A 26,348-nucleotide genomic window follows, 5' to 3' on the forward strand; every position below is an offset into this window, starting at 1 on the left:
CATGCGGAATTTTCAATGAATATCCAGACAAATCCTGCCCATATCGAAAAGACCAGCGCCAGCTTCCCGGTCATCACCGAAGAGCCGATACGCTCCAATTTCCTGCCCGAAGAGCGGCTGCGCGCACTGGGCGAAAGCCTCGCCAAGGGCGATATCAAGGACCTGTTCGGCCTGACGCCGTTCGATTTCCAGGCCCGCATACGCGACAGCGCCAAGAAGATCCTCGAGGTCTACCGCTCGACCAATGCCGCCCAGGCCAAGGGCGAAACCATCACGCCTGCCGCGCAATGGCTGCTCGACAACAATTATCTGGTCGAGGAGACCATCTTTCAGGTCAAGCGCGACCTGCCGCGCCGCTTCTACCGGCAGTTGCCGACCCTGAAACTGTCCGATGGCGCCGCCGTGCCCCGCGCGCTGGCCTTGGCCTGGAGCTATGTCGCCCATTCCGACAGTTCCGTCTCGGCGACCATGTTCAAATCCATCGTCGAGGGTTTTCAGTCGGTCGAGCCACTGAAGATCGGCGAACTCTGGGCGCTGCCGTCGCTGCTGCGCTTCGTTTTGATCGAAAACCTGCGCCGCATCGCCGTGCGCGTCGACCGCACCAGGCAGATGCGCCATATCGCCAACGAGGTCGCCGACCGGGTGCTGGCGACCGACGACAATGCCGACCGGCAGAAGATCCTGTCGAGTTACGGCGCGCACGCGCAGGACACGACCTTTGCCACCCAACTCCTCTACCGCCTGCGCGACGGCTCGCAGAATGCCGGCAGGGCGCTGGAATGGCTTGAGGTCGAGCTCGAGAAGACCGGCTCCGACGCCGAGGAAATCATCATTTCCGAGCATCGCACGCTGTCCAGCGGCAATGTCACCACCGGCAACATCATCCGCGGCCTGCGCCTCATCAACGACGTCGACTGGACGGTCTGGTTCGAAGGGGTCAGCCGCATCGACACGCTTTTGCGTGAGCGCACCGATTTCGCCGCGCTCGATTTCTTTTCGCGCGATCAGTACCGCACGTCGATCGAGCAATTGGCGCGCCGCTCCGACCTTTCCGAATTCCGCGTCGCCGAAAAGGCGATCGAGCTGGCCGGCCACGTGCCCGGCGTCACCGATGCCTCCGGCGTGCCGGATGAAGGCGCCGATCCGGCCATGCATACCGATGTCGGCTTCTTCCTGGTCGGGCCGCGCCGGCCGGACCTGGAAAAGGCGATCGGCTACCGGCCACCTTTCTATGTGACCTTCAAGCGCGCCTTCACCGCCACCGGCTGGCTCGGCATCGTGGCGCCGGTCTTCCTGTTGACGGTGCTGCTGCTGGTTGTCTCCGGCAACGCGCTTGCCCATCTGGGCCTGTCCGTGGCGTCGATCACGCTGATGCTGGCGCTGTTTGCGGTGCCGGCCAGCGAAGGCGCGCTCGCCTTCTTCAACACCGTCGTCTCGCTGTTTCTGAAGCCGACGCGGCTTGTCGGCTATGACTACAAGCACGGCATTCCGGCCACGGCGCGCACGCTGGTCGTGGTGCCTTCGCTGATCGGTTCGCGCGACGATGTCGAGGAAAACATCCGCAACATCGAGGTCCATCACCTCGCCAATACGGCGGAAGAGATCCATTTCGCGCTGCTGTCCGACTGGCCGGATTCCAAGACCGAGATCGACGCCGCCGATATCGAGATCCTGCAATATGCGCGCGACGAGATCGCCAGGCTCAATGCCCGCTATCCCTCCGAGGGCGCGCCGCGTTTTTATATCCTGCATCGCCGCCGGCTCTACAACCAGGCGCAGGGAGCGTGGATGGGCTGGGAGCGCAAGCGCGGCAAGCTGCATGAGTTGAACCTGCTACTGCGCGGCGACAGCGATACCACCTTCCTGCCGCTCGACGTGCCGCTACCGGAAAAGGTCCTCTACGTTATGACGCTCGACGCCGACACACGCACCACGCGCGACGCCGTGTCGTCGCTGGTCGGCAAGCTCTCCCATCCGCTCAACCGTCCGCATTTCGACGTGGCAAAGCGTGTCGTCACTGCCGGCTACACCATCCTGCAGCCGCGCATCACGGCCTCGCTTACCAGTGGCGACGACGCCTCTTTCTTCCAGCGTGTCTTCTCGTCCAACAGCGGTCTCGACCCTTACGTCTTTGCCGTATCGGATCTCTACCAGGACGTCTTCAGCGACGGCTCGTTCACCGGCAAGGGCCTCTACCATGTCGATGCCTTCGAGGCGGCGCTGAAGGGCCGCATCGAGGAAAACACCATCCTCAGCCACGATCTGCTCGAAGGCGCGCTCGCGCGCGCCGCGCTCGTCACTGATGTCGAACTGGTCGAGGACTATCCAACCCGCTATTCGGTCGACGCCTCGCGCCACCACCGCTGGGCGCGCGGCGACTGGCAGCTGCTGCGCTTCATCTTCTCGCCGCGCTCCGGCGTGCCGGCGCTATCGCGCTGGAAAATGGTCGACAATCTGCGCCGCTCGCTGACCCCGATCTTCTGGGTAATGGCGGCGATTGCCGGCTGGACGCTGCTGCCGTTCACGCAGGCCGCGCAGTGGCAGGCGTTGCTGATCCTCTCGCTGTTCATGGCGCCGACCTTCGATGTCGTCAACGCCATCCTGCCCAAGAGCGGCGACCAGACGCCGCGCGGCCATTTCTCCGCGCTGGCGCGCGACACCGTCTTCGGCACGGCACTTGTGGCGCTCAAGGTGCTGTTGATGGCGCACAACGCCTGGATGATGGGCGATGCCATCGTGCGCACGCTTTACCGCCTGTTCGTCAGCCGCCAGAACCTTCTGGAGTGGCGCACCGCCTCGCAGGCGCACAAGGGCGGCGACAACGATCTCGGCTCCTATTACAGCATGATGTATGGCGCCGTGATCATCGGCGTCGTCGGTCTCGCTATCCCCGTGCTGGCCGATTCCACCGGTGCCTTCGTCGCCTTTTTCTTTGCCCTGTTCTGGATCGGCTCGCCGGCGGTTGCCTGCTGGATCAGCCGTTCTGCTGAAACCGAAGACCGCCTGCGCATATCGCAGGCCGACATCCACGCGCTGCGCACCGTGGCGCGGCGCACCTGGCATTATTTCGAAACCTTCGTCACGGCCGAGCACCACAATCTGCCGCCCGACAATTTCCAGGAAAGCCCGGCGCCGGTGGTGGCGCCGCGCACATCGCCGACCAATATCGGCGTCTATCTCCTGTCGGTGGTCTCGGCGCGCGATTTCGGCTGGATTGCGCTCTCCGACGCCATCACCCGCATCGACGCGACGATGACGACCATCGAGAGCATGCCGCGCAACCGCGGCCACCTCTTCAACTGGTACGACACAACGACGCTCAAGCCGCTTTATCCGCTCTACATCTCGGCCGTCGACAGCGGCAATCTCGCCGGACATCTGGTCGCGGTGGCGGCTGCCTGCGCCGAATGGGCCGAAGCGCCGTCCGTCTATCTGCAGGGCGATTTCGAAGGCGTCCTCGACACGGTGACGATCCTCGACGAGAGCCTTGAGGAATTGCCCGACGATCGCCGGCAACTGCGGCCGTTGCGCCAGCGGCTAGCCGACCGCCTCGACGGCATGCGGCGCGCCGTCATGACCATCAAGGCGCAGCCGGAGATGGCCTCGATCCGCACCATCAATCTGGCGGTGCTTGCCGGCGAGATCCGCAAGCTCGCCACCGCCATCCACACCGAAGCGGGATCGCAGCGCAGCGACGTCATCGCCGATTGGGCAGCGCGGCTGGAAGCGACCTGCGAGGCGCATGTGCATGACTCGCACAGTGATGAGAACGCCGTCGAAGCCCTGCGCGCCAAGCTGCTCGCGCTGCGCGAGCGCTGCCGCCGCTATGCCTTCGAGATGGATTTCTCCTTCCTGATGCGCCAGGAAAGAAAACTGCTCTCGATCGGCTACCGGGTCGAAGAGCATCAGCTCGACGAGAGCTGCTACGATCTACTGGCGTCCGAGGCGCGGCTGACCAGCCTGTTTGCCATCGCCAAGGGCGATCTGCCGACCGAGCACTGGTTCCGGCTCGGGCGCCCCATCGTCGAGATCGGCTTCCAGGGCGCGCTGATGTCCTGGTCGGGCTCGATGTTCGAGTACCTGATGCCGCCGCTGGTGATGAAGGAGCCGCAGGGCTCGATCCTCAACCAGACCAGCAAGCTGATCATCAAGCGCCAGATCCAGTATGCGCGTTCGAAGAACGTGCCATGGGGCATTTCGGAAGCGGCCTACAATGCCCGTGACCGCGAACTGACCTATCAGTATACGAATTTCGGCGTGCCAGGCCTTGGACTGAAGCGCGGCCTTGGCCAGAACACGGTGGTCGCGCCTTATGCCACGATCCTCGCAGCGCAGTTCACGCCGCGCGAGTCCGTGCAAAATCTAGTCAGGCTGCGCTCGATTGGCGCACTCGGCCGGCATGGCTACTACGACGCCGTCGATTTCACGCCGCAGCGCGTGCCTGAAGGCACCGACCATGCCATCGTGCTGAACTACATGGCCCACCACTCCGGCATGTCGATTGCCGCCGTTGCAGACGCCATCTTCGAAGGCCGGCTGCGCGACCGTTTCCACAGCGATCCAGTGATTGAATCAGCCGAATTGCTGCTGCAGGAGAGGGCGCCGCGCGATATCCCGACCGCCACCGTCAGGACCGAGGCCGACGAGCGCTCGAAGGACGAGACCGAGGTCGAGAGCCCGGATTCGCGCATCATTCTCGACCCGCTGAAGGCGCTGCGCGCCACCAGCGTCATGTCCAACGGCCGTTACTCCGTCATGGTCTCGGCGACCGGCTCCGGCTACAGCCGCTGGGGCGAACTCGCCGTCACCCGCTGGCAGCCGGATCCGACCGAGGACCGGCTCGGCTCCTACATCTTCCTTAGGGATGCCGGCAGCGGCGACTGGTGGTCGGCCACCGCGGAGCCAAAGCAAACGACCGGCGAGAGAGTGCAGACGCTGTTTTCCGACGACAAGGCAAGCTTTGTCAAAACGGTTGGCTCGCTGCGTTCGGAGGTCGAGTGCATCGTCATCTCGGAGGGCAATGGCGAAGGACGGCGCGTCACGCTCTACAATGACGGCGCCACCGACCGGCACATCGAGGTGACCTCCTTTGCCGAGCTGGTGCTGGGCAATGAGGCCTCGGACAATGCCCATCCCGCGTTCTCGAAAATGTTCATCGAGACCGAGATATCAGCCAACAACGGCGCCATCTTCGCCACCAGGCGCAAGCGCGACAAGAACGAGCCCGACCTCACCATGGTGCATTTCGTCACCGACCCGTCGGGGTCGGCGCGCGACGCCGAGGCCGAGACCGACCGCCGCGCCTTTATCGGCCGTGGCCGCACCATTACCGAGGCGGCTGCTTTCGATCCCGGCGCCAAGCTCGGCGGCCATCATGGCTTCACGCTCGACCCGGTCGCGGCCCTGCGCCGGCAGGTGCGGGTGCCGGCCAACAAGAAGATATCGCTGACCTTCTGGACCACCGTCGGCGCCAACCGCGGTGAACTGGACGAGGCCATCGCCAGGCTCGACCATCCCGAAAGCTTCGCCCGCCAGGCAATGCTGGCCTGGACGCGTAGCCAAGTGCAGACAAGGCATCTCGGCCTCAGCCTGACCGACGCCGCCAATGTGCAGAAGCTGGCGCGCTTCCTGATCTATCCCGATCCGTTCCTGCGCCTGCCGGCCGAATCCATCGCTTCGGGGCTGGGCAAGCAGTCCAGCCTGTGGCCGACCAGCATCTCCGGCGATTTCCCGATTTTCCTGGTCCGCATTGGCGACGTCGCCGATCTGGAGATTGTCGCCCAGGCGCTGCGCTTCCAGGAGTATATGCGTGCCCGCGGCATGATGATCGACTTCGTCGTCGTCAACGAACAGGCTTCTTCGTACGTGCAGGACCTGCAGCGCGCGGTCGAGACGCTGTGCGAAAACAGCCGCCTGCGCGGCAAGGAACTCGGGCCGCGCCAGCACATCTTCGCCGTGCGCCGCGACCTGATGGACGAGGCGACGTACAAGACGCTGCTGGCGGTTGCCCGCGTCGTGCTGCACACCCGCAACGGCACCATCTTCGACCAAATCGAGCGCGCCGAGGCGGCAGCGCTGCAGGCCCGCGACGCCTTGCAGCCGACGGGCGCTGCGACCCTGCGCGAACCGTCTCTGCCAGTGCCGACGGCGCCCGCATATCATGCTGCGTCTGACAGCAGTGCCGACGGCAGCGGCCTCAGCCAGTGGAACGGCTTTGGCGGTTTCGAAGGCGATGGTCGCCACTATGTGACCCGTCTCGCCGGCCGGCGCACGACGCCGCAGCCGTGGATCAACGTCGTCTCCAACGCCTCGTTCGGCTTCCACGTCTCGGCCGAGGGGGCTGCCTTTACCTGGAGCCGCAACAGCCGCGACTACCAGCTGACGCCGTGGTCGAACGATCCGGTCACCAATCGGCCGGGCGAGGGCGTCTATATCTACGACCACGCCAGCGGCAGGGCGTTCTCGCCGCTCGCCGCCGTCGTGCGCGATCCCGCCATGACTTACGAGACGTGGCACGGCCAGGGCTTCTCGACCTTCCGGTCGAAGCGTGGCCCGCTGTCGATGGATCTGACGCATGTCGTCGATCCCACCGATCCGGTGAAGATCACGCGGTTGCGCATACAGAACTCAGGCGCGGTATCGGCGCGGCTGCGCGTCTATGCCTATGCCGAATGGGTTCTCGGCAGCCATCGCTCGAGCACGGCGGCGACCATCGTCCCGTCGAGGGATGCGGCGACCGGCGCGCTTCTGGCGCAAAATCCATATGGGCTCGATTTCGGCGACCGGGTGGCCTTCCTGGCCGCTACCGGTCCGGTGCATTCGGTGACGGCCGATCGCGGCGAGTTCATCGGCAGGCAAGGTACCAGCGCCTTTCCGCACGCCGTCGTCAGCGGTGCCGGCCTGTCGGGCCGCGTCGAGGCGGGCGATGATCCCTGCGCAGCTGTCGCCAGCGACATCGACATCCCCGCCGGCGGCGACGTCACGCTCGTCTGGCTGCTTGGCGACGCCGCCACGCCCGCTGAGGCGAGCGCGCTGGTGCAGACCCATTCCGGCAAGGACTTCGACCAGCGGCTGGCCGACAATGAACGCGTCTGGCGCGGCTTCCTCGACACCATCCAGGTCGAGACGCCCGACAAGGCGCTCGACGCCATGGTCAACCACTGGCTGCCGTATCAGAGCCTGGCCTGCCGTATCCGCGCCCGCTCGGCCTTCTACCAGGCAAGCGGCGCCTTCGGCTTCCGCGACCAGCTGCAGGACACGCTGGCCCTGCTGGCGCATGATCCGAAGCTCGCGCGGGACCAGATACTCAACGCGGCGCGCCGGCAGTTCCCTGAAGGCGACGTCCAGCATTGGTGGCTGCCGCGCACCGATGCCGGCGTGCGCACCATGATCTCCGACGATGTGGTCTGGCTGGCGCATGCCACCAACCGCTATATCGAGGTGACCGGCGACGCAGGGATCCTCAAGGAGCAATTGCCTTTCATCGACGGGCAGGTGCTCGGCGAGGGCGAGCATGATGCCTTCTTCACGCCGGAAATCTCCAAGACGCATGCCTCGCTCTACGACCATTGCGCGCGGGCGCTCGACCTTGCGGTCAAGCGCAGCAGCCCGGCCGGGCTGCCGCTGATCCTCGGCGGCGACTGGAATGACGGCATGAACCGCGTCGGCGAAGCCGGCAAGGGCGAGAGTGTCTGGCTCGGCTGGTTCCTTTTGAAGACGCTGGGCGACTTTGCCGCCGTCGCCAAGGGGCAAAGCGACACCAAGCGGGCGCAGGCTTGGACAAAACACGCCGACGTGCTGAAGCGGGCGCTGGAAAGCACGGCCTGGGATGGCCAGTGGTACCGGCGCGGCAGCTACGATGACGGCACGCCGCTCGGCTCGCACAATTCGGACGAGTGCAAGATCGACTCCATCGCCCAGTCGTGGAGCGTGCTCTCCGGCGAGGGCGACCCGGCGCGGTCGACCACTGCGATGCAGCAGGCGACGAACCTGCTGGTCGACGACAAGCTCAAGATCGTCAAACTGTTCACCCCGGCCTTCCAGAACACGGAAAAGGACCCCGGCTACATCAAGAGCTACCCGCCGGGCGTGCGCGAGAACGGCGGCCAGTACACCCACGCGGCGACCTGGTTCGTCATTGCGCTCGCCGAAATGGGCCGCACCGACGATGCCTATCGCTGCTTCTCGATGCTGAACCCGGTCAACCATGCGCTCGACGATGCGTCGGCCGAGCACTACCGGGTCGAGCCCTACGTCGTCGCCGCTGACATCTATTCCGGCGAAGGCAAGGGCGGCCGCGGCGGCTGGACCTGGTACACCGGCTCGGCCGGATGGCTTTACCGCGCGGCGGTCGAAGGCATTCTGGGCATTGAGCGGCGCGGCAAGCAGATCACGTTCCGGCCGAAACTGCCCAGCCACTGGGACGGCTACTCGGCAACGCTCAAGATGCTGGGGGCCGAAGTCAAGGTTCGCGTCATCCGCGACAAAAAGGCCAAGACCATCTCGCTCGAAGTCAATGGAACCAAGACAAAGTCTTCCGGCTTTGAGCCGAAAGCCGGTGACAAGACAGAGGTGGTCGTCAAGATACCCGCGTAAAATCAATGGCTTGAAGCAAACGACGCGCGCCTTTCGGGGCGCGCGTTCTTATTTGGTCATGCGCTGGGCGCAAAGCAGCCCCGCTTCTTATGTATTGGCGCTGCGGGCCGTGGCTGATTAAAAATGTGGCAGCGCTGGATCACTGCCATGATTTTGCCGCAAGGCTGACATTTCACCTTTTATCTCAAACCGTTAGGTGATCACGACAGATTTCGCAACGTCGTCATCTTTTGTTCGCAGAATGGGAACGGAAGAGCTAGACGGGCATTGTTTTGCGACCCGTTAACCGGTACGTGTCTAGAAATGGTGCACTGCACAATGAATGTTTGGCGGAGTAGCTGAAGTGTCACTTCTGCAAATCTACTGGAGAGCGCTGGGTTATCTTGCAGCCGACAGGAAACGCGTTGCGTTGATCTGCGGTGCGAATGTCGCGCTTGCCATCATCGCAATCCTCGAGCCGATCATGTTCGGCCGGGTGATCGACGCCATCTCCGATAAGGGTTCGGTGTTCTCGACGCTGGCGCTGTGGGCCGGTCTCGGCGCCTTCAACATCATTGCCTTCGTGCTGGTGGCGCGTGGCGCCGACCGTTTTGCCCACAAGCGCCGCAGCGAAGTGCTGTGCCAGTCGTTCGAGCGCGTGATCACCATGCCGCTCGCCTGGCACCATCAGCGCGGCACCTCCAACGCGCTGCACACGCTGCTGCGCGCTGTCGAGACGCTGTTCAGCCTGTGGCTCGAATTCATGCGCCAGCATCTTTCGACGGCCGTTGCGCTGGCGCTGCTCATCCCGACCGCGATCAGCATGGACCTGCGCATGTCGCTGGTGCTGATGGGCCTTGGCCTTCTCTATGTCGGCATCGGCCGGCTGGTGATGAAGCGCACCAAGGCAGGCCAGGCCGCCGTCGAGCGCCACTATCACAAGGTGTTCGCGCATGTGACGGACTCGGTCAGCAACGTCGCCGTGCTGCAGAGCTACAACCGTCTCGGCCACGAAGCCGACACGCTGCGCCGCTATGTCAAGAACCTGCTCGATGCGCAGAATCCCGTGCTCGACTGGTGGGCGATGGCCAATGCGCTGCACCGCCTGTCGTCGACCATTTCGATGATGGTCGTGCTGTTGATCGGCGCTTATCTCGTCACCCACGGCCAGCTCAAGATCGGCGACGTCATCGCCTTCACCGGCTTTGCCACGCTGCTGATCGCTCGCCTCGACCAGATGTCGGCTTTCGCCAACCAGATTTCGGAAGCCCGCGCCAAGCTGGAAGACTTCTATCACCTCGAGGATTCGGCCGCCGACGCCGCCGAGCCGGACGGCTTGCGCGACCTCACCAACGTCACCGGCCATGTCCGCTTCGAGAATGTCGGCTTCGAGTTCGGTAATTCGGGGCAGGGCATCGACGACGTGTCGTTCGAAGTCCAGGCCGGCCAGACCGTTGCCATCGTCGGCCCGACCGGCGCCGGCAAGACGACGCTGATCAACCTGTTGCAGCGCGTCTTCTCGCCGTCCCACGGCCGTATCCTGATCGACGGCATCGACACCCGCAGCGTGACCCGCAAGTCGCTGCGCCATTCGATCGCCACCGTGTTCCAGGATGCCGGCCTGCTCAACCGCTCGATCGAGGACAACATCCGCGTCGGCCGTGCGGAGGCGACCTATGACGAAGTGCATGCCGCCGCCGACGCTGCCGCTGCCCAGGATTTCATCCTGGCCAAGAGCGAAGGCTACGACACCGTCGTCGGCGAGCGCGGCGGCCAGCTTTCGGGCGGCGAGCGCCAGCGTATCGCCATTGCCCGCGCCGTGCTCAAGGACGCGCCGATCCTGGTGCTCGACGAGGCGACCAGCGCGCTCGACGTCGAAACCGAGGACCGCGTCAAGGAAGCGATCGACGAACTGAGGCGCAACCGCACCACTTTCATCATCGCCCACCGCCTGACAACTGTGCGCGACGCCGATCTGGTCGTGTTCATGGACAAGGGCAAGGTGGTCGAGATGGGCGGCTTTGCCGAACTGTCGCTGCGCAACGGCCGTTTCGCCAGCCTGCTGCGCGCCGGCGGCCTGCTCAACGACGAGGAAGTCCGCCGCCTCAGCCGCACGGTGACGATCGAAGCGGCGTAAGGCGCGACGCTTTCCCTTCTCCCCTTGTGGGAGAAGGTGGCCGCATAGCGGCCGGATGAGGGGTGTTCCAGGGAACGCCAACGCCTCACTCCGCTGGAACACCCCTCATCCGTCTCGGCGCTATCGCGCCGATCCACCTTCTCCCACAAGGGGAGAAGGCAAAGGCTGCGACATTCCCCTCGATTGCCCCAAAGACGCCGCCGGTCTATTTAGGTCGACATGAGCGACACCTCTTCACGCCTCACCGGCTGGACCGACCTCGCCAACCCGACGCGCTTTGTCGGGCTGGCCGACAGGCTGGTGCCGTGGCTGGCGTCCATTGCCGCGATCCTGCTCGCCGTCGGGCTCTATATGAGCTTTGCCGCGCCTGAGGATTTCCAGCAGGGCATCACGGTGCGCATCATGTACATCCACGTGCCTTTCGCCTGGCTCGCCATGATGTGCTACACGGTGATGGCGGTCGCCGCGCTCGGCACCCTGGTCTGGCGCCATCCGCTGGCCGACGTGGCGCTCAAATCGGCCGCCCCGATCGGCGCCACTTTTACCGCGCTTGCGCTGATCACTGGCTCCATCTGGGGCAAGCCGATGTGGGGCACCTGGTGGGTGTGGGATGCGCGCCTGACGTCTGTGTTCGTGCTCTTTCTTATGTATCTTGGCATCATCGCGCTGACGCGTGCGCTGGATGACGCCAGCCGCGCCGCCTGGGCTGCCGCCATCATCACGCTGGTCGGCTTCATCAACATCCCGATCATCAAATTCTCGGTCGACTGGTGGAACACGCTGCACCAGCCGGCCTCGGTGTTCCGGCTCGGCGGACCGACCATCGATCCCAGCCTGCTGTGGCCGCTGCTGGTGATGGCGCTCGGCTTCACCGTGCTGTTCTTCGCCCTGCATCTGACGGCGATGCGCACCGAAATCCGCCGCCGCCGGGTGATTGCCATGCGCAGGGTGGCTGCACGGCAGGCTAACTGACGCGCGTCGCGAGCGCCTGGCTTCAGCCCATCCGTCCCCGCGCCACGACCGGCAGCGTCTCCAGCACCTTGTCGTCATCGATCAGATGCACCTGGTCGAACAGGTTGGTCACCACGCAGCAATGATCCGGCACCACGCGTACGCGTTCGCCGATGCGAAGGCTCGCGCCATTCGCAAGCGTGACCGTGCCGTGCTCCTCGCTCAAGCCGGTGACGCGGGCGCCTGGCATACCCAGCAACTCGCCAAACTCGGGCAATCCCAGAGTGTCGCTGGACAGCGCCTTGCTGCCGCTGTCAAGAATGGCGCGGGCCGGTGTCGGATGGCTGACCACGGTTGCGAGCACCGTCAGCGCGCAATCGTCGAGCGTACCGACGCCTTTGGCGACCTGGTAGCGGTCGAGATAGATGTAGGTGCCGGGCCGGTATTCGGTGACGACGCTGTCCTCGCCGGAGCGCCACATGTCAGGCGTGCCGCCACTGGAGATGCGTTCACAGGCGAGACCCGAGGCCGCAAGCGCCTGCTTGGCGCCAACCAGCCATATCTCGGCTTCCGCTGCTCGGCCGGCGGCCGGATAGGTCATCAGCCCGCCGAAGCGAAGGCCTTTGGCCTGGTCGATCACTTTCGCCAGCCCCAAAGCCTCGGCGACGTTCTGTACGCCGCAGCGGCCCATGCCGGTGTCGCATTCGACGAGCACGGGCAGGGGGTGCCCGGCATCGGTGAAGGTGGCGGCGAGCCCCTCCAGCGTTTCGCGGCTGTCCGCCGTCACCGACAGGGTAATGCGACCATGCAGCGCTTTGAGGCGCTCCAGCTTGGCGCGGCCTAAAATGTTATAGGGCAGAAAAATGTCGGAGAGCCCGGCATCGGCCATCACCTCGGCCTCGCCGATCTTCTGGCAGGTGATGCCGACGGCCCCGGCCGCCACCTGCTTCTTCGCCCAGTAAGGCAGCTTGTGCGTCTTGATGTGCGGCCTGAGTTTTAGCCCGTGGCGGTCGGCATGCGCCTGCGCTTTGATGATGTTGGCTTCGGCGCGGGCTGCGTCGATCAGGATCGCCGGCGTATCGAGGTCGTCTATGCCTTGCATGAATGTCACCTTGGGAAATTTGGCTGGACTTATGGCCCCGATCGGCCGCGATGTCATGGGGCCAGCATGCAGTTTGCGTCGACACCGCACCGCTGTTCGGCTATGCGCTTTAGGCAGGAACGCGACGCCAAGGGATCACGACCATGAAACGCTCCACCGTCAACGACATCATCCGCGATGCCGACGCCTTCATCCGCTCGTTCGGCTACATCATGCCGCCCTTCGCCTACTGGAGCCCGGAAGAGATGAAGGCGCGCAAGGCTGACTCCGCGGCCATTTTCAGCTCGCGGCTGGGCTGGGACATCACCGATTACGGCCAGGAGAAATTCGACGAACTCGGCCTGTTCCTGTTCACCGTGCGCAACGGCGTCTATGCCGACATGAAGAAGGGCATGGGCATGCTCTATGCCGAGAAGATCATGATCTCGCGCAAGGACCAGTTGTCGCCGATGCACCGCCACAACATCAAGGCCGAGGACATCATCAACCGCGGCGGCGGCAAGCTGGTGCTCGAACTGTTCATGCACGACCGCGACGGCGGCATCGATCCGAAGGCCGAGGTGTCGGTGCCGGTCGACGGCACCATCCACCGGCTGCCGGCCGGCGGGCTGTTGAAGCTCGATCCCGGCCAGAGCGTGACACTGATGCCCGGGGTCTGGCACGCTTTTTGGGCCGAGGGCAAGGATGTACTGATCGGCGAGGTCTCGACCGTCAATGACGATCTCACCGACAACGTCTTCCGCGAGCCGATCGGCCGCTTCTCCAACATCGACGAGGACGTCGCGCCGGTGCACCTGCTGGTGTCCGACTATGAGAAGTGGGTGGGGTAGACGGCTCTCGCCGCCCTACTTCGTTCGATTGAGAAGTGCGCGCAATCTGCGTACCTCGGCGATCAGGCGAGGGATGTCCTGCCGTGCCGCGGCCATGAAATCCTGGTCTTCGGCCGTGGCGCCGCCCATTTCGATATCGTCGCCGCGATCCGCGCCTTCACCGGTTTGAATGAAATTCGATCCGCTCAGAAAATCCCGGCCCTCGACCCATGATTTCCATGGGCCGGGTTGGGCGGCGGCAGCGCGCGCTTCCATTTCCTGAAGTTCAAGTTCCGACGGAGATGTGTTCATGGTGGCCGATTAACGCTGTTAACGGCAAAGCGAAATGCACTCTCGAACAGCGTGTCCGAGATCCTCTGGTGCACCTGTTGAGGACAAAATCGTGTCCAGCGGTATGGCACTCTCTCTGTTGGCTTTGGCATAGGGGGTAAGCGTGAATTTGTCATCACTTTCGTGGTCGACCGACATCTGACGGGATTTCCAAAGGAGTGAGTTGTATGACTTGAAGCCGAAGCGCGAAGCAGATCTGTCAAGAACGACCGTGTGTGCGATGTCGTCTGGCACATCGCTGGCATAAGCACCAAGCGCGGTCAGTGTTGCTAGACCAATCTCTTGGTCGGAGATCGAAGGTAGCTCGCCAATCATGATGACGGGACCTGCGAACTTCTCCCAGCCGTCGCGGGTGGTAGCCATCGGAATTGCAAACACCCTTTTATCAACTATGTTCAGGAAGCAATGTCTCACGTATCGACTCCCATCTGAGGCACAGCTCACCGCTGATACTTATCCGCCTTGCGCGTTCCCAGCAAAAGCTTGCGTTCGAGTTGAGCCCGCAACTCGCCATAATAGGCGGTGAGGAAGGCCCTGGAATCGACCGGCTCGATCGTCATGCCGATCTTGCGCCCGATCGTCTCGGCCACGGCTTTCAGCGCGAAATAGTCGTCGCGGCGCAGCACCTCTTCCAGCTTGTGCAGTTCGGCGATGCCATAGGCATCGAGCTGCGCCTGGGTGAAGCGGAAGGCGCGTGCGTTCTGGCGTTGCGACAAATCCTCGACCAGCGCCAGTTTCGGCGCCTCGACGACCCAGGTTCCGGCCAACAGGTCGCCGATCCGCATGCGGTCGCGGTTGAACAGCGGGAAGAGCGCAAACAGCAGCGCCCAGACCAGTCCGAAGATCGTCGACAGCGTGTCGGCCAGCCCCATCTCGCTGCGGCCGAGGATGATCGACAGCGGCAGGAAAATCTCGATCTCGCGCATGAGATTGCGGGCGATGACCTGATCGACCGAAAGGCCGGCGCCGCTGCGCGACGCCACCCGGATGCCGAGCATCCGCTTGCCGGGCGTGGAGGCGCGACGGCCGGCCTCGAAGACGATGAAATAGGCGTTGCGGAGGAAGAAGATCAGGATGATCCAGACGATGAACAGCGGCTGCGCGCCTTCGCCATTGAGGCCGGCCAGCCCGAACAGCGCGACGATCGAGATTACGATTGCGGTGACGATGATGATGACAAAGTCGAGCAGGAAGGCGGCGGCCCGTGTGCCGGCATCCGCGAGCTTGATGCGGAGATCGACGCCTTCCGGCGTGATCAGCGGCCGTATCGTCGAGACGGCAGCGCGCCTAGCGGTCGCCATGCCGCACCACCCTGAACAAATAGAAATAGCAGAGCCACAGCGTCAGCATGCCACCGCCGATCGCATAGCGCGTAAGGTCGCTGGTGATCATCTGCCTGCCGATGCCTTCGAGCAGGCCGGCACACAAAAGCATGATCGTCACCCCGACCATGGTGGTGGCGGCCACGCGTCCGGCATCGGCCGCCGCCGTCATCCTGGTCAGTTCGCCGGGGAAGGCGATGCGTGTGCCGATGCGCATGCCGGCGGCGCCGGCAAGCGCGATCGCGAACATCTCGGTGGTGCCGTGGATGGACAGCCATCCGCCCAGCTCGATGCCAAGCCCCTTGGCGACGTAGATCTGGAACAACGCGCCGAGCAGGCAGCCATTCATCAGGATCAGCAGCACGCTCGGCACGGCGAAGGCAAAGCCGAGCGCGAAGGCCAGGATCGCCACCTGGACATTGTGGGTGAACAGATAGGCGGCGAAGCCCGACAGGAAATTGCTGTCGGCGCCGTCATAAAGCACCTGCCGCAGCACTTCGGCTGAGGCGTCCGGGTTGCGCCCGCCGGCCAGGCTCGGCGGAATGATGGCGTCGAACCAGCCCTTGTCTTTCGCCACCAGCCAGTAGCCGGCGCCGAGACCGACAAAGGTCAGAACGACCGACAGCAAGGTCTCGCGCCACAAATCGCGAATGGCATGCGGCCAGTCATGCAGGAAGAAATCGCCGATGCGCTGCCGCAAGCCGCGGCGTGCGCCATAGAGATAGAAATAGCCGCGCAGGCAGAGCGCTTCGAGATAGCCGACCAGCGCATTGTCGAGCGACGTCGCTCGCGCCACCGAGAGCGAGGACAGCGCCGAACGGTAGAGCAGCGGCAGCGACAAAAGCTCGTCTTCCGACAGCGTGCGCGGCGCACGTTTCTCGACCCGGGCAAGCAGCGCCTCGAACGCCTTCCAGTCGGCCTCGCGCTCCGAACGGAAGCTCGCCAGTGACTGGCGCACGGCATCCTTGCCGACCAGCGCGTTCACAACAGATCCTCCCGCTTGAGCTCGAGATAGCGCTCGACCAGCGCCGGCCCCAGCCTTTGGTGGTCGGCCTCAATGACATGCGCGCCGAGCAGCCGCAGCCTGCCGATGACGACCTGCCTTTCGCGCAGCAGACCGCCGGCGACGACCGAACGCGCCACATCCTCTGGTGTGTCCGGCGGCATGTCGGCCAGTGTCTCCAGCTCGACATCCTTCATCATCATGAACAGCACCAGATGCCGTTCGGTGAGCCGCCCGACGGTACGCAGCATCAGTTCGGCGCTGATCGGATCGACGAAATCGGTGAAGATAATCACCAGTGAGCGCCGGTCGAGCCGCGCCGCAAGCGTCGTCAGCGCCAGGGTGAAATTGGTCTCCTCGGTGGAGTAGTCGATCTCGGCCGCCCGCTTCTGGATCATGGCGAAGCTTGCCGAGCCGCGCACCGCGCCGCTGGAAACGCGCGGCCGCGCATCGAAGCCGAACAGGCTGACCATGTCGCCGCCCTTCAGCGCAATGAACGCCGACAGCAAGGCGGCGGTGACGGCGCGGTCGACCTTCGGCACGCCGTCGACGGGTTCGCACATCAGCCGGCCGCTATCGATGGCGAGCACAATATTGTTGTTCTCCTCGATGCGGAACTCGCGCGCCAGAAGCCTGCCGTGGCGGGCGCTGCGCTTCCAGTCGATCATCCGCCGGCCCATTCCGGGCTGGTAGTCCTTGAGTGCCTCGAACTCGCGACCTTGGCCGGCACGGCGTTGCGCGTGGCCGTCGGGCAGCGACTGGCGCTGCAGAAGCGTGATCGCTTCGTCGCGGGCGCTGCTGACATCGGGCAGCACCGCGACCTTGCTGTCCATCGGTAGCACGACCTGGTTCCAGACCAGCCCGAACGGCCCGCGCCAGCGCACCCACAGGCGGTCGAACCTGGCAATGCCGCGCCGCAGCGCCTGAAATTTGAGGTCGAGCGATGCGCTGCCGGCCTTAGCAGTCAATGCGCCGCCGGTGCCGCCCAGCGGCTCCAGCCGCTCATCATGGCCGAGACGCGCCTGCACGGCTCGCGGCCGTCCACTGAGCCTGGCAGTGACATTGACGGTGAACTGGCCGCCGACGCTGACCTGCGGCGGTGCATGGATGCTGGCGTCCAGGGAAGCCCGTCCGCGCCCGGCGGCCGCGTCCACAGCCAGGAAAGCAAGCAGCACGCAAATCCACAGCAGGCCGAGATACCACAGCGACGGCAGCGCGAGCGCGATCAGGAAGGCCGGTATTGCACCTGCCGCACCTGCCCAGACTGCCCGGCCGCTCGGATAGATCAACGTGGCGCTTCCGTCTGGTCGACAAGGTCGGTCACGATCTGCTCGACCAGGCGGCCATCGATCTGCGCCGCCGGCGAAAGGATCACGCGATGGCGCAGCGCCGGCACCGCAAGCGCCTTGACGTCGTCGGGGATGACATAGGCACGCCCGTCGAGTGCTGCCCGGGCCCGTGCTGCCCTGGCCAGCATGGCGCCCGCACGCGGGCTGGCGCCGACCTCGAGATCGGGGCTGGCGCGCGTCGCCCGCACCAGCCTTGCGATATAGTCGACGACATCATCGACCAGCGTGACCTCGCCGACGATCGCCAACGCCTTTTCCAGCGTCTTGCGGTCGGCCTGGGCGGTGATGCCGTACTGCTTGATATCATGCGAGGCGGTGCCGCCGCCGTGATGGATGATGATCGCCTTTTCCTCTTCGGGGCCGGGGTAGCTAACCCGGTGCTTGAACAGGAAGCGGTCGAGCTGGGCCTCGGGCAGGGGATAGACGCCCTGGTGTTCGATCGGGTTCTGCGTCGCCACCACCATGAAATTCGGGCCGAGCGAATGGGTGGTGCCATCGAAGGTGACAGCATGCTCTTGCATCGCCTCCAGAAGGGCTGCCTGCGTCTTGGGCGGCGTGCGGTTGATTTCGTCGGCAAGCAACAGGTCGCAGAAGATCGGGCCGCGCGTCAGCGTGAATTGCCCGGACTGGAAATTGTAGATGTTGGAGCCGACGATGTCGCCGGGCATCAGGTCCGGCGTGAACTGGATGCGGCCATAGACGACGCCCAGCGCCTGGGCGAAGCAGCGCGCCGTCATCGTCTTGGCCGTTCCCGGTGGTCCCTCGAGCAATATATGCCCGCCGGCGAACAATGCCGTCAGCATCAGATCGACCGTATCGTGCTGCCCGGTGATGGCCTTGGCCACCTCTTCCCTGATCTGTGTCGCCAGGGCCTTCACATCATCGACGTTCACCGAGCCTCCTTGCCGTCCAGTCGTGCAGCTTTTCGGCTGCCTCATGCATTTGTGTCAGGGTCTTTGCCGCGTCGGCGGCCTGCAGGCGGGTCGTGAATCCGCTGGGTTCGTCCTTATCGCGGGAATCGAGCCAGCGGTCGAGCGCTTCGCCCTGCAAACCATGCGGCGCGCCGAGCAGCGCGCCGGCGCGCACCCGCGCCAGGGCTCCATAGCGGTCGCCCAGTTCCTCCAGCCGGCCGGCACGGCGCAACAGCATCGCCGTAGTGTCGACCAGCGCGCGCTTGCCGAAGGCGATGGCGCGCTGATCGGCCCGTGGGGGTCCGAACCGGCCAAGGCCATGCAGGAAGGCAAGTGCCGCCGCCGCCAGGATGGTCAGCGTCAACGCCAGGAAAGGCGGCTCGACCAGAAGCTTGGCGAGATCGTATTTCCGCCCGACACCGTGCAGCGTCAGGTCGAACATCACCGGACCCTCTTCGGACTGCAGGAACTCGATCAGCTTGAGCGCCGCCGCCGCCTTGTCGGGATCCTTCAGCGCGGCATTGTTAATCAGGTCGGGGTCGGTCAGGATGTAGACATCGTTGAGCTCGGTGAGAACAGCCTTGCCGTCGCCGGCAGCAATGAGCGGATTCTTGTCGGCCACCCATTGCAGTTGGTCGGGAGCGCTGACGACGAGGCCGTAGACATCGATCTGCTTTGCCGTGGCGTTGCCTTCGCCGAGCGTCGCCTTGGCGATGCGGCCGAGCCAATCGTTCACCACGACGTCCGGCAGCCGCTGGATCTTCATCTCCCAGCCCTCATGCTGGAACAGCGGCAAGGTCGCCCATTTGGGCAGCACGAACAGCGTATCCAGGCCCTTGCGAAGCTTGATGATGTTGGCGAGCGCATCCGGGTCGCTGTCGGGCGAAATGGTGACGATCAAGAGGTTTGTGTCGGTCTCAAGGTCGCTGTCGGACCGCGCCATATCGGGCGCTTCGCCGGTCAGCTTCAGCCATTCCGCCAAGCCTGCATAGCCAATGCCGCTCTTCGACAGCGGCGTCGCGCCGCCGACGCTCGGCTGGCGGAAGTCGGGCGCATAGGTGGACAACAGAAAGAAACCCGCCGCCGCGAGCAGGCTGGCAAAAATGCCCCAGAACAGCGTTCTTCGGCTGAACGGTTCCTGCTGGGCGATGTCGGCGGTCGAAGCGCTCACACCCAGGCATCCCTGAAGACGAATCGCTCATAGGCGCCACGCGCCTCCTGCCAGCCCTCGGGTCCGACCGGCCGGCGCGCGAACAGCGCCGCCTCGACAATGCGTGCGATCTGGGTAAAGGCGCTGCGCGCCCGCACCGGGATCGAAGCAGCAGCGGCGATGTCGCGCGCCGTCAGCGACGGGCGCAGGAAGTCAGGCAGGCGGCCGGCAATGTCGGCGACGCTGCGGCGAAGCAAAAGATGCACCGCCTCGTCATACTCGCCGCGGGCGGCCAGCGCATCGGCTTCCGACAACAGGATCTGCGCGGCACTGACATCGGGACGCCATGTCGCTTCCGCCTCGGTCACGCTCTTCTTGCGCCGCCAGGGCAGGCGCCAGGCGACGCCTTTCACCTCAAGGAAAATCAGCAGCAGGATGATCGCAGCACCTGTGATCACCGCGCCCCAGAACAGATAGATCATATAAGGGCCGAGCCATTTCAGGAATTCGCCCAGCGGCTTCAGCCACTCGGGCGTCTCCGGTGGCCTGAAGGCCGGCAGGTCGAACTGGATCGAATCGTCTGACAGCAACTGCTTGTGCAGTTTGGCCAGCCATTCGGCTTGCGCAGCGTCCGGCTGTGCAGCAGTCACCTTTTTGCCCCCATGCAACCTGCGGTTCGCGCGCCGACACTGACAATGCAGCGCAACATTTGCAAGTGGGCTAGACGCCGCTCACCAATCTTGGCAAATTTACTACTGCGGTCGCCGGACAATATTCGGCGATGAAACAGGGGGCGCATCATGACTTCGGCAACATTTGCTCGGCCCGAGAAATTTCAGATCGGCAGGGTATTCAACAACATCTTCTCCGTCATCGGCCGCAATGTCGTCCTTTGCGTCGGACTTGCATTTCTGTTTTCAGGTTTGCCGACGATCCTGCTCCAGCTGTGGACCGAATCGCGCATGCAAGCCATCGTGGCGGTCGATCCAGGCATCGCGGCCGACCCTCTCTTCGCGTTTCGCAATTCCTGGGTCTCGTTTGTCGCCATTTTCGTAAGCTCCATTTTTGCGCTGCTGCTTCAGTCGGCGCTTGTGCGGGCCACGATCGAGGATTTGAACGGCAAGCGCCCGACCTTTGGCGACTGCCTGCAGATTGCCATTCGCTTTTTGCTGCCGACCCTGGCGGTAGGTTTCCTCGTTGCCCTGGGGGCGGGCCTGGCTATGATCGCTCTGATCGTGCCCGGCATCATCCTGTGGCTCGGTTGGTCGGTTGCGGTGCCGGTTCTGATCCAGGAGCGGCTCGGCGTGTTTGGTTCGATGTCACGCAGCCGCGCCCTGACCAAGGGCAGCCGCTGGTCGCTGTTCGGCCTGTTCCTGATCCTGATCATCATCGCCATGGTCATCCAGGGGGTGGCTGGCGTGTTTGTCTACCTGTTTCACGGCATCGTCGCGGCCATCGTCGCTGGGCTGGTGCAAAGCGTGATGTCGATGCTGCTGTCGGTCGCCGCCGCGGTCAGCTATGTCGAACTGCGCCAGGTCAGGGAAGGCACCAGCGTCGACGAACTGGCCGAGATATTCTCGTAAGCCGAGAGGTTTTGCATTGCCTTGACCCAATTGGGGTCAAGGCGTGTCAGGGCAGGAGGCATCGTGACGTCACGGGCGCAGGAACGACCGGAAAAATTCCGCATAGGCAGGGTTTTCAGCAACAGCTTCGCGGTCATCGGCCGCAATCTGGGTTTCCTTGCTGTGATTGTCGGACTTTTCTCGACGCTGCCCGCACTGCTGTACAACCTCTGGAACCTGTCCCGGGTCGCTACAATGGTGAACGCGGACAGCGCCGGGAGCGCCGCCGCTTTCGAAACGTCAGCCATGGAAGACTACTCGGGCCTATCGATAGTCGCTTCTTTGATCATTTTTGCGCTGGCCTTGCTGGTGCAAGCGGCGCTCGTCAGGGCGGCGATCGAGGATTTGAACGGCAAACGGCCGGTCATCGGCGATTGCATCCAGATAGCATTGCGCAGCTTCTTCCCCACGCTGGGCATAGGCATTCTGGTCATCGTCGCCTTGGTTGTGGCTGTTTTCGTGATGGTTTTCATCTCCTGGCTCGTTCCCCCAATCGGGTGGCTGATCGGGCTTGCCCTGGCGTTGATCCCCGCTTTTATGTGGCTGATTTCCGTATCGGTTTCCGTGCCCATTGCGGTTCAGGAGAGGCTTGGCGTGTTCGGTTCGATATCGCGCAGCCGAACCCTGACCAGGCGGTGTTCTCGTTGTTTTTCGGGCTGGCAATCGCCAGCACCGGCGGCATCACAGGTGTCGGGATCATTGTCGGAGCGATCGGCAGCAGTCTTGTGTCGACCATCTTCTCGACGATGCTGTCGGTGACGGTTGCCGTCGCGTATGTCGAACTGCGCCAGGTCAAGGAAGGCACCAGCGTCGACGAACTGGCGGAGATTTTCTCGTGAAGGCGACGCCGCTCCGGTCGGCTGGGCCGGCCATGCTTCAGTGACAGCAGCTATGCTCCGATTGCACGCTCGTCCGGCACAGGCATGACGATGTGATCGCCACGTCCGCCTTGGCTCGTGCTGCAACAAGCTTCGCCTGCAACCCCGCCAGCTCCACGCTCTCGCCGCGCCGCTTCAGGCATTCGACCAGCCCGTGCAGCGCCCAGACATTGTCCGGATGTTGGGCGCAGCGCTGCACCTTGCCGCTCAGGCCCAGATCGTCGCGATAGACCTGCTCGGCCTCCTCGGTGTTCCCCTGGTCGAGCAGCAGTGCCGCCAGCGCATGGCGAGGCGGGTGCATCCAGGCCCAGGGCTCGGTGTAGGAGAGATTGTCGTCGAGCTCGACGGCGTGGCGCAGATGCGCGTAGGCCTCGTCATGCCGACCATGGTGGTAGGCCAACTCGCCATCGAGCAAGGCCGCACCGACAGCCAGCGAGGCCCGTGTCGGGTTGCTGAGGAAGCGCCGCTCCGGCGGGATGTTCTCTACATGCCTGCGGAAGTTCTCGCGCTCGCGCTCGGCTGCCGAAAACTGCTTGAGCGTGGCGTGCGCGACACCCTTGGCATAGTGCTGCATGGCTGATGTCAGCACATAGAGTTCCGGCTCCTCCACCATCGGCTCGTCGATGATCTCCTGCCAGCGGCCGAAGCGCACCTGCACATGCGATTTCATCGCATGATAGCCCTCCACTGTTTGCGTGAGCTTTGGCCGGTCCTGGATGGCGACCACGTCACGCGCGACCAGGCTGCGCACCTTGTCGGCCGCCCACAGCGCCGGCTGGTACTGGCCTAGGAACATGCATGTGAACATCATCAGATGCAGGTCGTGACAGCAGCCGAGCAGATAGTAAGTCGGCTCGCCGGCATAGGCGAGGTAGAGATCGTTGGCCCGCACCGCCTTTTCGCTGGCGAGCTTTGCCTTTTCGTATTCGCCGCACAGCACGTGGATATGCCCCGGCATGTGGTTCATGTGGCCGGCATCGGGACACATGGTGCCGAGCCGGTCGGCCGAGCGTATGCCGCGTTCCGGCTGCGTCGACATTTCCAGGAGATGGATGTGCAGATGCAGGATCGCCGGATGCGGCGCGGTACCTGCTTCGTCCGACAGCCGGATCGAGCGCTCGCAGACCACCAGCGCTCCCAGCACATCCGAATTCGGCGCCGGTCTGCCGGTCTTCAGATCCCACAGCCGCCGCACGGTGCGCATCATCAGCGCCTCGACGGTGAGCGCCATCACGTCATGGTCGTAGGGGAAGTCGCGATAGACCAGCCGCATCGCGGCGGCGTAGGCATTGTCCCATTGTTCGAATTCCGCCGGCTCGACGCCATGCGGCTGCTGGAAGCGGGCGGCCAGCGCCTCGATCAGCCGCTGCTCCACCGCGCTGGCCTTCGCCGCATGGGCGCGCGCGAGCTGGACGTGGTCGAAACAGCGGCGGGTGGCGCGGTCGGCCTCGTCCTTGCCATGCTCTTTCCAGGTCAGGTTATAAAAAGGCCCGGCGGCATAGGCGATGCCCCAATGCACGAAGGCGCAATCAGGATCGGTCTCCAGCGCCTTCTCGAAGCATTTTATGCCTTCCTCATGGTTGAAGCCGTAGCACCAGTTCAGCCCGATATCGAACCAGCGCTGTGTCTCGGCCGAGGATGTGGAGATGGGACGGCGATAGGTGCCGAGGTCGAAATGGTCCATGCCTGATTGGGTCTCGTATTCTGCGTCGAAGGTCCGTCACGCAATCTGTGCCGAAATGCAGGTCCATGGCAAATACTAGGTGGCTTCATGGGCGACTTGCACCAACTCAGGTGCTGCGTCATGCTTATTGCCTCTTGGAGGGCAGGATGAAACTGTGGCACTTCGGCGTCGTGGCGCTGAGCGCATTGGCCATCGGGATCGGGGCGGCTGAAGTGCAAACTCGAGTCAATTCGCCAAGAGATGAAACCAGCGCCGACGCGAAAATGGTTGCCGAATTTGTGACTTCGATTAGCCGAGATCGTTTTGATGTGATCAAAGAAATTCGTGCGGACTGTACGTTTCGGTTTCCGGAAAAATTTCGAGTTATAGAATTATGTGTTGAAGACGGTGCCGCCGCATTTGATCAGATGAAAAGTATATCGCGGAAAAAGAACGACACTATGTCATTGGGAGCCACAATGCTCTGTATGAAAGAGAGCCGTTCGTTAAACGGATTTGATTGGGAAGCGGTCTCCCGATGCTATGTAAGAACAATGGTGGCCATAAAAAGCTAGAATTAGGACGGAAAGTAGGTGACTTAGCTCTGCTGGGTGGCCTACTCGTCTGACCACCCGGCATCGCCAAGTCGACGCTCGGTGCACGCTACGCGATTTGTCGGAGACGTGAATGGACGATCAGCTTTCCAGCCACACTTTCTCGAAGTGCTGCTCCAGCGACTGGTGTTGTTCGCAGCCTTGCACGCCTTTGCGATAGCTGCGGTAGACCGAGCGCCAATAGGGCTGGATGATGATGCCGGCATCCCGCAAATTCTGTTCGATCTTGGCCATGATCTCCTTGCGCTGGGCGGCATCCGGGGTCGCCAGCGCCTTGTCGAGAAGTTCGTCGAATTCCTTGTCGGCATAGGCGCTTTCGTTCCAGGCAGCACCCGATTTGTAGGCGAGTGCCAGCACCTGGACGCCAAGCGGGCGGCCCAGCCATTCGGTGGTGGAGAAGGGGTATTTGCTCCAGTCGTTCCAGAAGGTCGCCGCCGGCAGCACGGTGCGCTTGATCTTCAGGCCGGCCTCGCGCATTTGCGCTGCGATTGCATCGCCGGTGCTTTTTTGCCATTCGACATCGACGGAGATCAGCTCGAATTCGTGGTCGGCCTTGCCGGCCTCGGCCAGCAACTTCTTCGCCGCCTCCACGTCACGCTTGGCTGGGCCGATGTCGGCAAACTCAGGGTGCATCGGGCCGACATGGTGGTTGTCGGCGGGCTTGCCGCGACCGCCGAGACCAAGCGCCAGCACGGCTGAATTGTCGACCGCAAGCTGGGCGGCGCGGCGCACCTTGACGTCGTCGTAGGGTGCATTGCCGACATTGAAGCGGGCGACGATGGTCGAGCCGGTGGCGATCTCGGAATTTAGCAGGCCCATCTGCTCGGTCTGCGAGACCGCGTCGGACGCGGTTTCGTGGTCGGTGTCGATCTCGCCGGATTCGAAAGCCGACAGCATGGCGTTGGGATCGGAGCCGTAGTCGACCCATTTGATGCCGTCGAGGTAGAAGTCACCCTTCCACCACGGCTTGTCCTTGCGCTTGACCTCCGCGCTGGTCTCGGCATTCCAGCTGACCAGTTCGCACGGACCGGTGGTGATCGCCAACGCCTTCATCGGGTCGTCGCCGCCCTCATAGGAGCGGTGCATGATCAGCGCCGGATAGTCGGCCATGCCGGCGATCAGCGAAATGTCGGGCTTCGGCAGATTGAGCTTTACGGTGAAGTCGTCGACCTTCTCGATGCCGCCATCGACCGGCTTCTTGGTGTCGGCGTTGACCAGCGCGCCCATGCGCGCGGCGACCGAATTGCCGGCGACGGAAGCGTCGCACCAGCGCGTCAGATTGTGGATCACGTCGTCGGCGTTGAAGGCATCGCTATTCGACCAGGCGATGCCCTTGCGCACATGCAGAGTGATTGTCTTGGCGTCGTCGCTGGTTTCCCAACTTTCGAGTAGCCACGGTTCGAAGGTGAAGTCGCGGTTCCAGCGCACCAGATATTCGTTGCAATGGCGCGCGACATTGGACATCTCGACGCCGTCGAACGTGCGCGGATCCTTGAACCCCTTGACGTTCATGGCGACGCGCAAGGTGCCGCTGCGCTTCGGCTCCTCGGCCCGGGCAGGCGACGTGCTGAGGCCACCCAGAGCCAGCGCGCCGGCAGCACTGACGCCGAAGCCGGCCATGATGGCGAGATATTCGCGCCGGTTGACGCCGCCCTTTCTGAAGTCGTCGGCAACGGGCTTCGCCTGTGGGTGCAAATTACGATCGGTCAGCATGAATTTCATCGTCGTTCCCTCTTTAGTTGGGCGCCCCGACGCATCGCCTCTGCTGGGGGCGGATGCGACCGCCGGAGCGCCATTGCCTGAGCAGGTGATGATAGGGCGGGCCGATACCAGGAAATGTTCGCTTTTCCGCAGTTCTTGTGCGTTGCTCCGCAGTGGAGTGCAGCCGATCTCCCCCCTTGTGGGGGAGATG

General features: G+C 63.7%; 18 protein-coding genes. 7 read left to right on the forward strand and 11 right to left on the reverse strand.

All coding sequences use genetic code 11. The annotated features are described in order from the left end of the window. Positions 1 to 15 precede the first annotated feature (15 nt). The 3 genes from AC1DYO_RS09990 (at position 16) to AC1DYO_RS10000 (ending at position 11,683) form a co-directional block, all read left to right on the forward strand. Positions 16 to 8,595 carry a glycoside hydrolase family 94 protein gene (locus AC1DYO_RS09990; protein ID WP_477262706.1) on the forward strand — a complete coding sequence of 2,860 codons (8,580 nt, stop codon included), beginning with the start codon at positions 16 to 18 and terminating at the stop codon, positions 8,593 to 8,595. Between the two features lie 343 nt (positions 8,596 to 8,938). Then, complete coding sequence (locus AC1DYO_RS09995; RefSeq protein WP_477262708.1) at positions 8,939 to 10,711, forward strand: glucan ABC transporter ATP-binding protein/ permease; 1,773 nt, start codon at positions 8,939 to 8,941, stop codon at positions 10,709 to 10,711. Between the two features lie 219 nt (positions 10,712 to 10,930). Continuing rightward, complete coding sequence (locus tag AC1DYO_RS10000; RefSeq protein WP_477262710.1) at positions 10,931 to 11,683, forward strand: heme ABC transporter permease; 753 nt, start codon at positions 10,931 to 10,933, stop codon at positions 11,681 to 11,683. Between the two features lie 22 nt (positions 11,684 to 11,705). Here AC1DYO_RS10000 and AC1DYO_RS10005 read toward each other — a convergent pair whose 3' ends face one another. Further along, positions 11,706 to 12,764 carry a D-TA family PLP-dependent enzyme gene (locus AC1DYO_RS10005; protein WP_477262712.1) on the reverse strand — a complete coding sequence of 353 codons (1,059 nt, stop codon included), beginning with the start codon at positions 12,762 to 12,764 and terminating at the stop codon, positions 11,706 to 11,708. A 143-nt stretch (positions 12,765 to 12,907) separates the two neighbouring features. Between AC1DYO_RS10005 and AC1DYO_RS10010 the strand changes: the two genes are divergently transcribed. Further along, positions 12,908 to 13,594: a D-lyxose/D-mannose family sugar isomerase gene (locus tag AC1DYO_RS10010; RefSeq protein ID WP_181061752.1), complete on the forward strand. Its 687-nt coding sequence runs from the start codon at positions 12,908 to 12,910 to the stop codon at positions 13,592 to 13,594. 15 nt (positions 13,595 to 13,609) lie between these two features. Here AC1DYO_RS10010 and AC1DYO_RS10015 read toward each other — a convergent pair whose 3' ends face one another. The 8 genes from AC1DYO_RS10015 to AC1DYO_RS10050 form a co-directional block, all read right to left on the reverse strand. Continuing rightward, positions 13,610 to 13,849 carry a hypothetical protein gene (locus AC1DYO_RS10015; protein ID WP_477262714.1) on the reverse strand — a complete coding sequence of 80 codons (240 nt, stop codon included), beginning with the start codon at positions 13,847 to 13,849 and terminating at the stop codon, positions 13,610 to 13,612. Between the two features lie 54 nt (positions 13,850 to 13,903). Then, positions 13,904 to 14,287, reverse strand: a complete 384-nt coding sequence (locus tag AC1DYO_RS10020) for a hypothetical protein (protein ID WP_477262716.1) — start codon at positions 14,285 to 14,287, stop codon at positions 13,904 to 13,906. A 77-nt stretch (positions 14,288 to 14,364) separates the two neighbouring features. Beyond that, positions 14,365 to 15,225 (reverse strand): RDD family protein, encoded by an 861-nt coding sequence (locus tag AC1DYO_RS10025; protein ID WP_477262718.1) that lies wholly within the window; start codon positions 15,223 to 15,225, stop codon positions 14,365 to 14,367. Then, entirely contained in the window at positions 15,212 to 16,231 is a 1,020-nt protein-coding gene (locus tag AC1DYO_RS10030) for a stage II sporulation protein M (RefSeq protein ID WP_477262720.1), read from the reverse strand. The genes AC1DYO_RS10025 and AC1DYO_RS10030 overlap by 14 nt, the downstream gene beginning before the upstream one ends. Then, complete coding sequence (locus AC1DYO_RS10035; protein WP_477262722.1) at positions 16,228 to 17,538, reverse strand: DUF58 domain-containing protein; 1,311 nt, start codon at positions 17,536 to 17,538, stop codon at positions 16,228 to 16,230. Before AC1DYO_RS10035 ends, AC1DYO_RS10030 begins: the two co-directional genes overlap by 4 nt. Next, positions 17,535 to 18,491 (reverse strand): AAA family ATPase, encoded by a 957-nt coding sequence (locus AC1DYO_RS10040; protein WP_477262724.1) that lies wholly within the window; start codon positions 18,489 to 18,491, stop codon positions 17,535 to 17,537. The genes AC1DYO_RS10035 and AC1DYO_RS10040 overlap by 4 nt, the downstream gene beginning before the upstream one ends. Further along, the gene (locus AC1DYO_RS10045) at positions 18,478 to 19,680 is read right to left on the reverse strand and encodes a DUF4350 domain-containing protein (protein WP_477262726.1); all 1,203 of its coding nucleotides are present in this window, start codon (positions 19,678 to 19,680) and stop codon (positions 18,478 to 18,480) included. The genes AC1DYO_RS10040 and AC1DYO_RS10045 overlap by 14 nt, the downstream gene beginning before the upstream one ends. Continuing rightward, the gene (locus AC1DYO_RS10050; RefSeq protein WP_477262728.1) at positions 19,677 to 20,309 is read right to left on the reverse strand and encodes a DUF4129 domain-containing protein; all 633 of its coding nucleotides are present in this window, start codon (positions 20,307 to 20,309) and stop codon (positions 19,677 to 19,679) included. Before AC1DYO_RS10050 ends, AC1DYO_RS10045 begins: the two co-directional genes overlap by 4 nt. 150 nt (positions 20,310 to 20,459) lie before the next feature. Here AC1DYO_RS10050 and AC1DYO_RS10055 point away from each other — a divergent pair, with 150 nt between their 5' ends. Further along, a complete protein-coding gene (locus AC1DYO_RS10055) occupies positions 20,460 to 21,242 on the forward strand; it encodes a hypothetical protein (protein ID WP_477262730.1) in 783 nt (260 codons plus the stop codon). 63 nt (positions 21,243 to 21,305) lie between these two features. After that, a complete protein-coding gene (locus AC1DYO_RS10060; RefSeq protein WP_477262732.1) occupies positions 21,306 to 22,040 on the forward strand; it encodes a hypothetical protein in 735 nt (244 codons plus the stop codon). A 117-nt stretch (positions 22,041 to 22,157) separates the two neighbouring features. On the opposite strand, the gene AC1DYO_RS10065 is transcribed toward AC1DYO_RS10060, so the two are convergent. After that, positions 22,158 to 23,843: a hypothetical protein gene (locus AC1DYO_RS10065; RefSeq protein WP_477262734.1), complete on the reverse strand. Its 1,686-nt coding sequence runs from the start codon at positions 23,841 to 23,843 to the stop codon at positions 22,158 to 22,160. A gap of 146 nt (positions 23,844 to 23,989) precedes the next feature. On the opposite strand from AC1DYO_RS10065, the gene AC1DYO_RS10070 reads away from it, so the two are divergent. Continuing rightward, a complete protein-coding gene (locus AC1DYO_RS10070) occupies positions 23,990 to 24,397 on the forward strand; it encodes a hypothetical protein (RefSeq protein ID WP_477262736.1) in 408 nt (135 codons plus the stop codon). 120 nt (positions 24,398 to 24,517) lie between these two features. Here AC1DYO_RS10070 and AC1DYO_RS10075 read toward each other — a convergent pair whose 3' ends face one another. After that, complete coding sequence (locus AC1DYO_RS10075; RefSeq protein WP_477262738.1) at positions 24,518 to 26,158, reverse strand: ABC transporter substrate-binding protein; 1,641 nt, start codon at positions 26,156 to 26,158, stop codon at positions 24,518 to 24,520. Between the last annotated feature and the right edge of the window lie 190 nt (positions 26,159 to 26,348).

The sequence above is a fragment of the Mesorhizobium sp. P2_F5 genome (assembly GCF_056403715.1).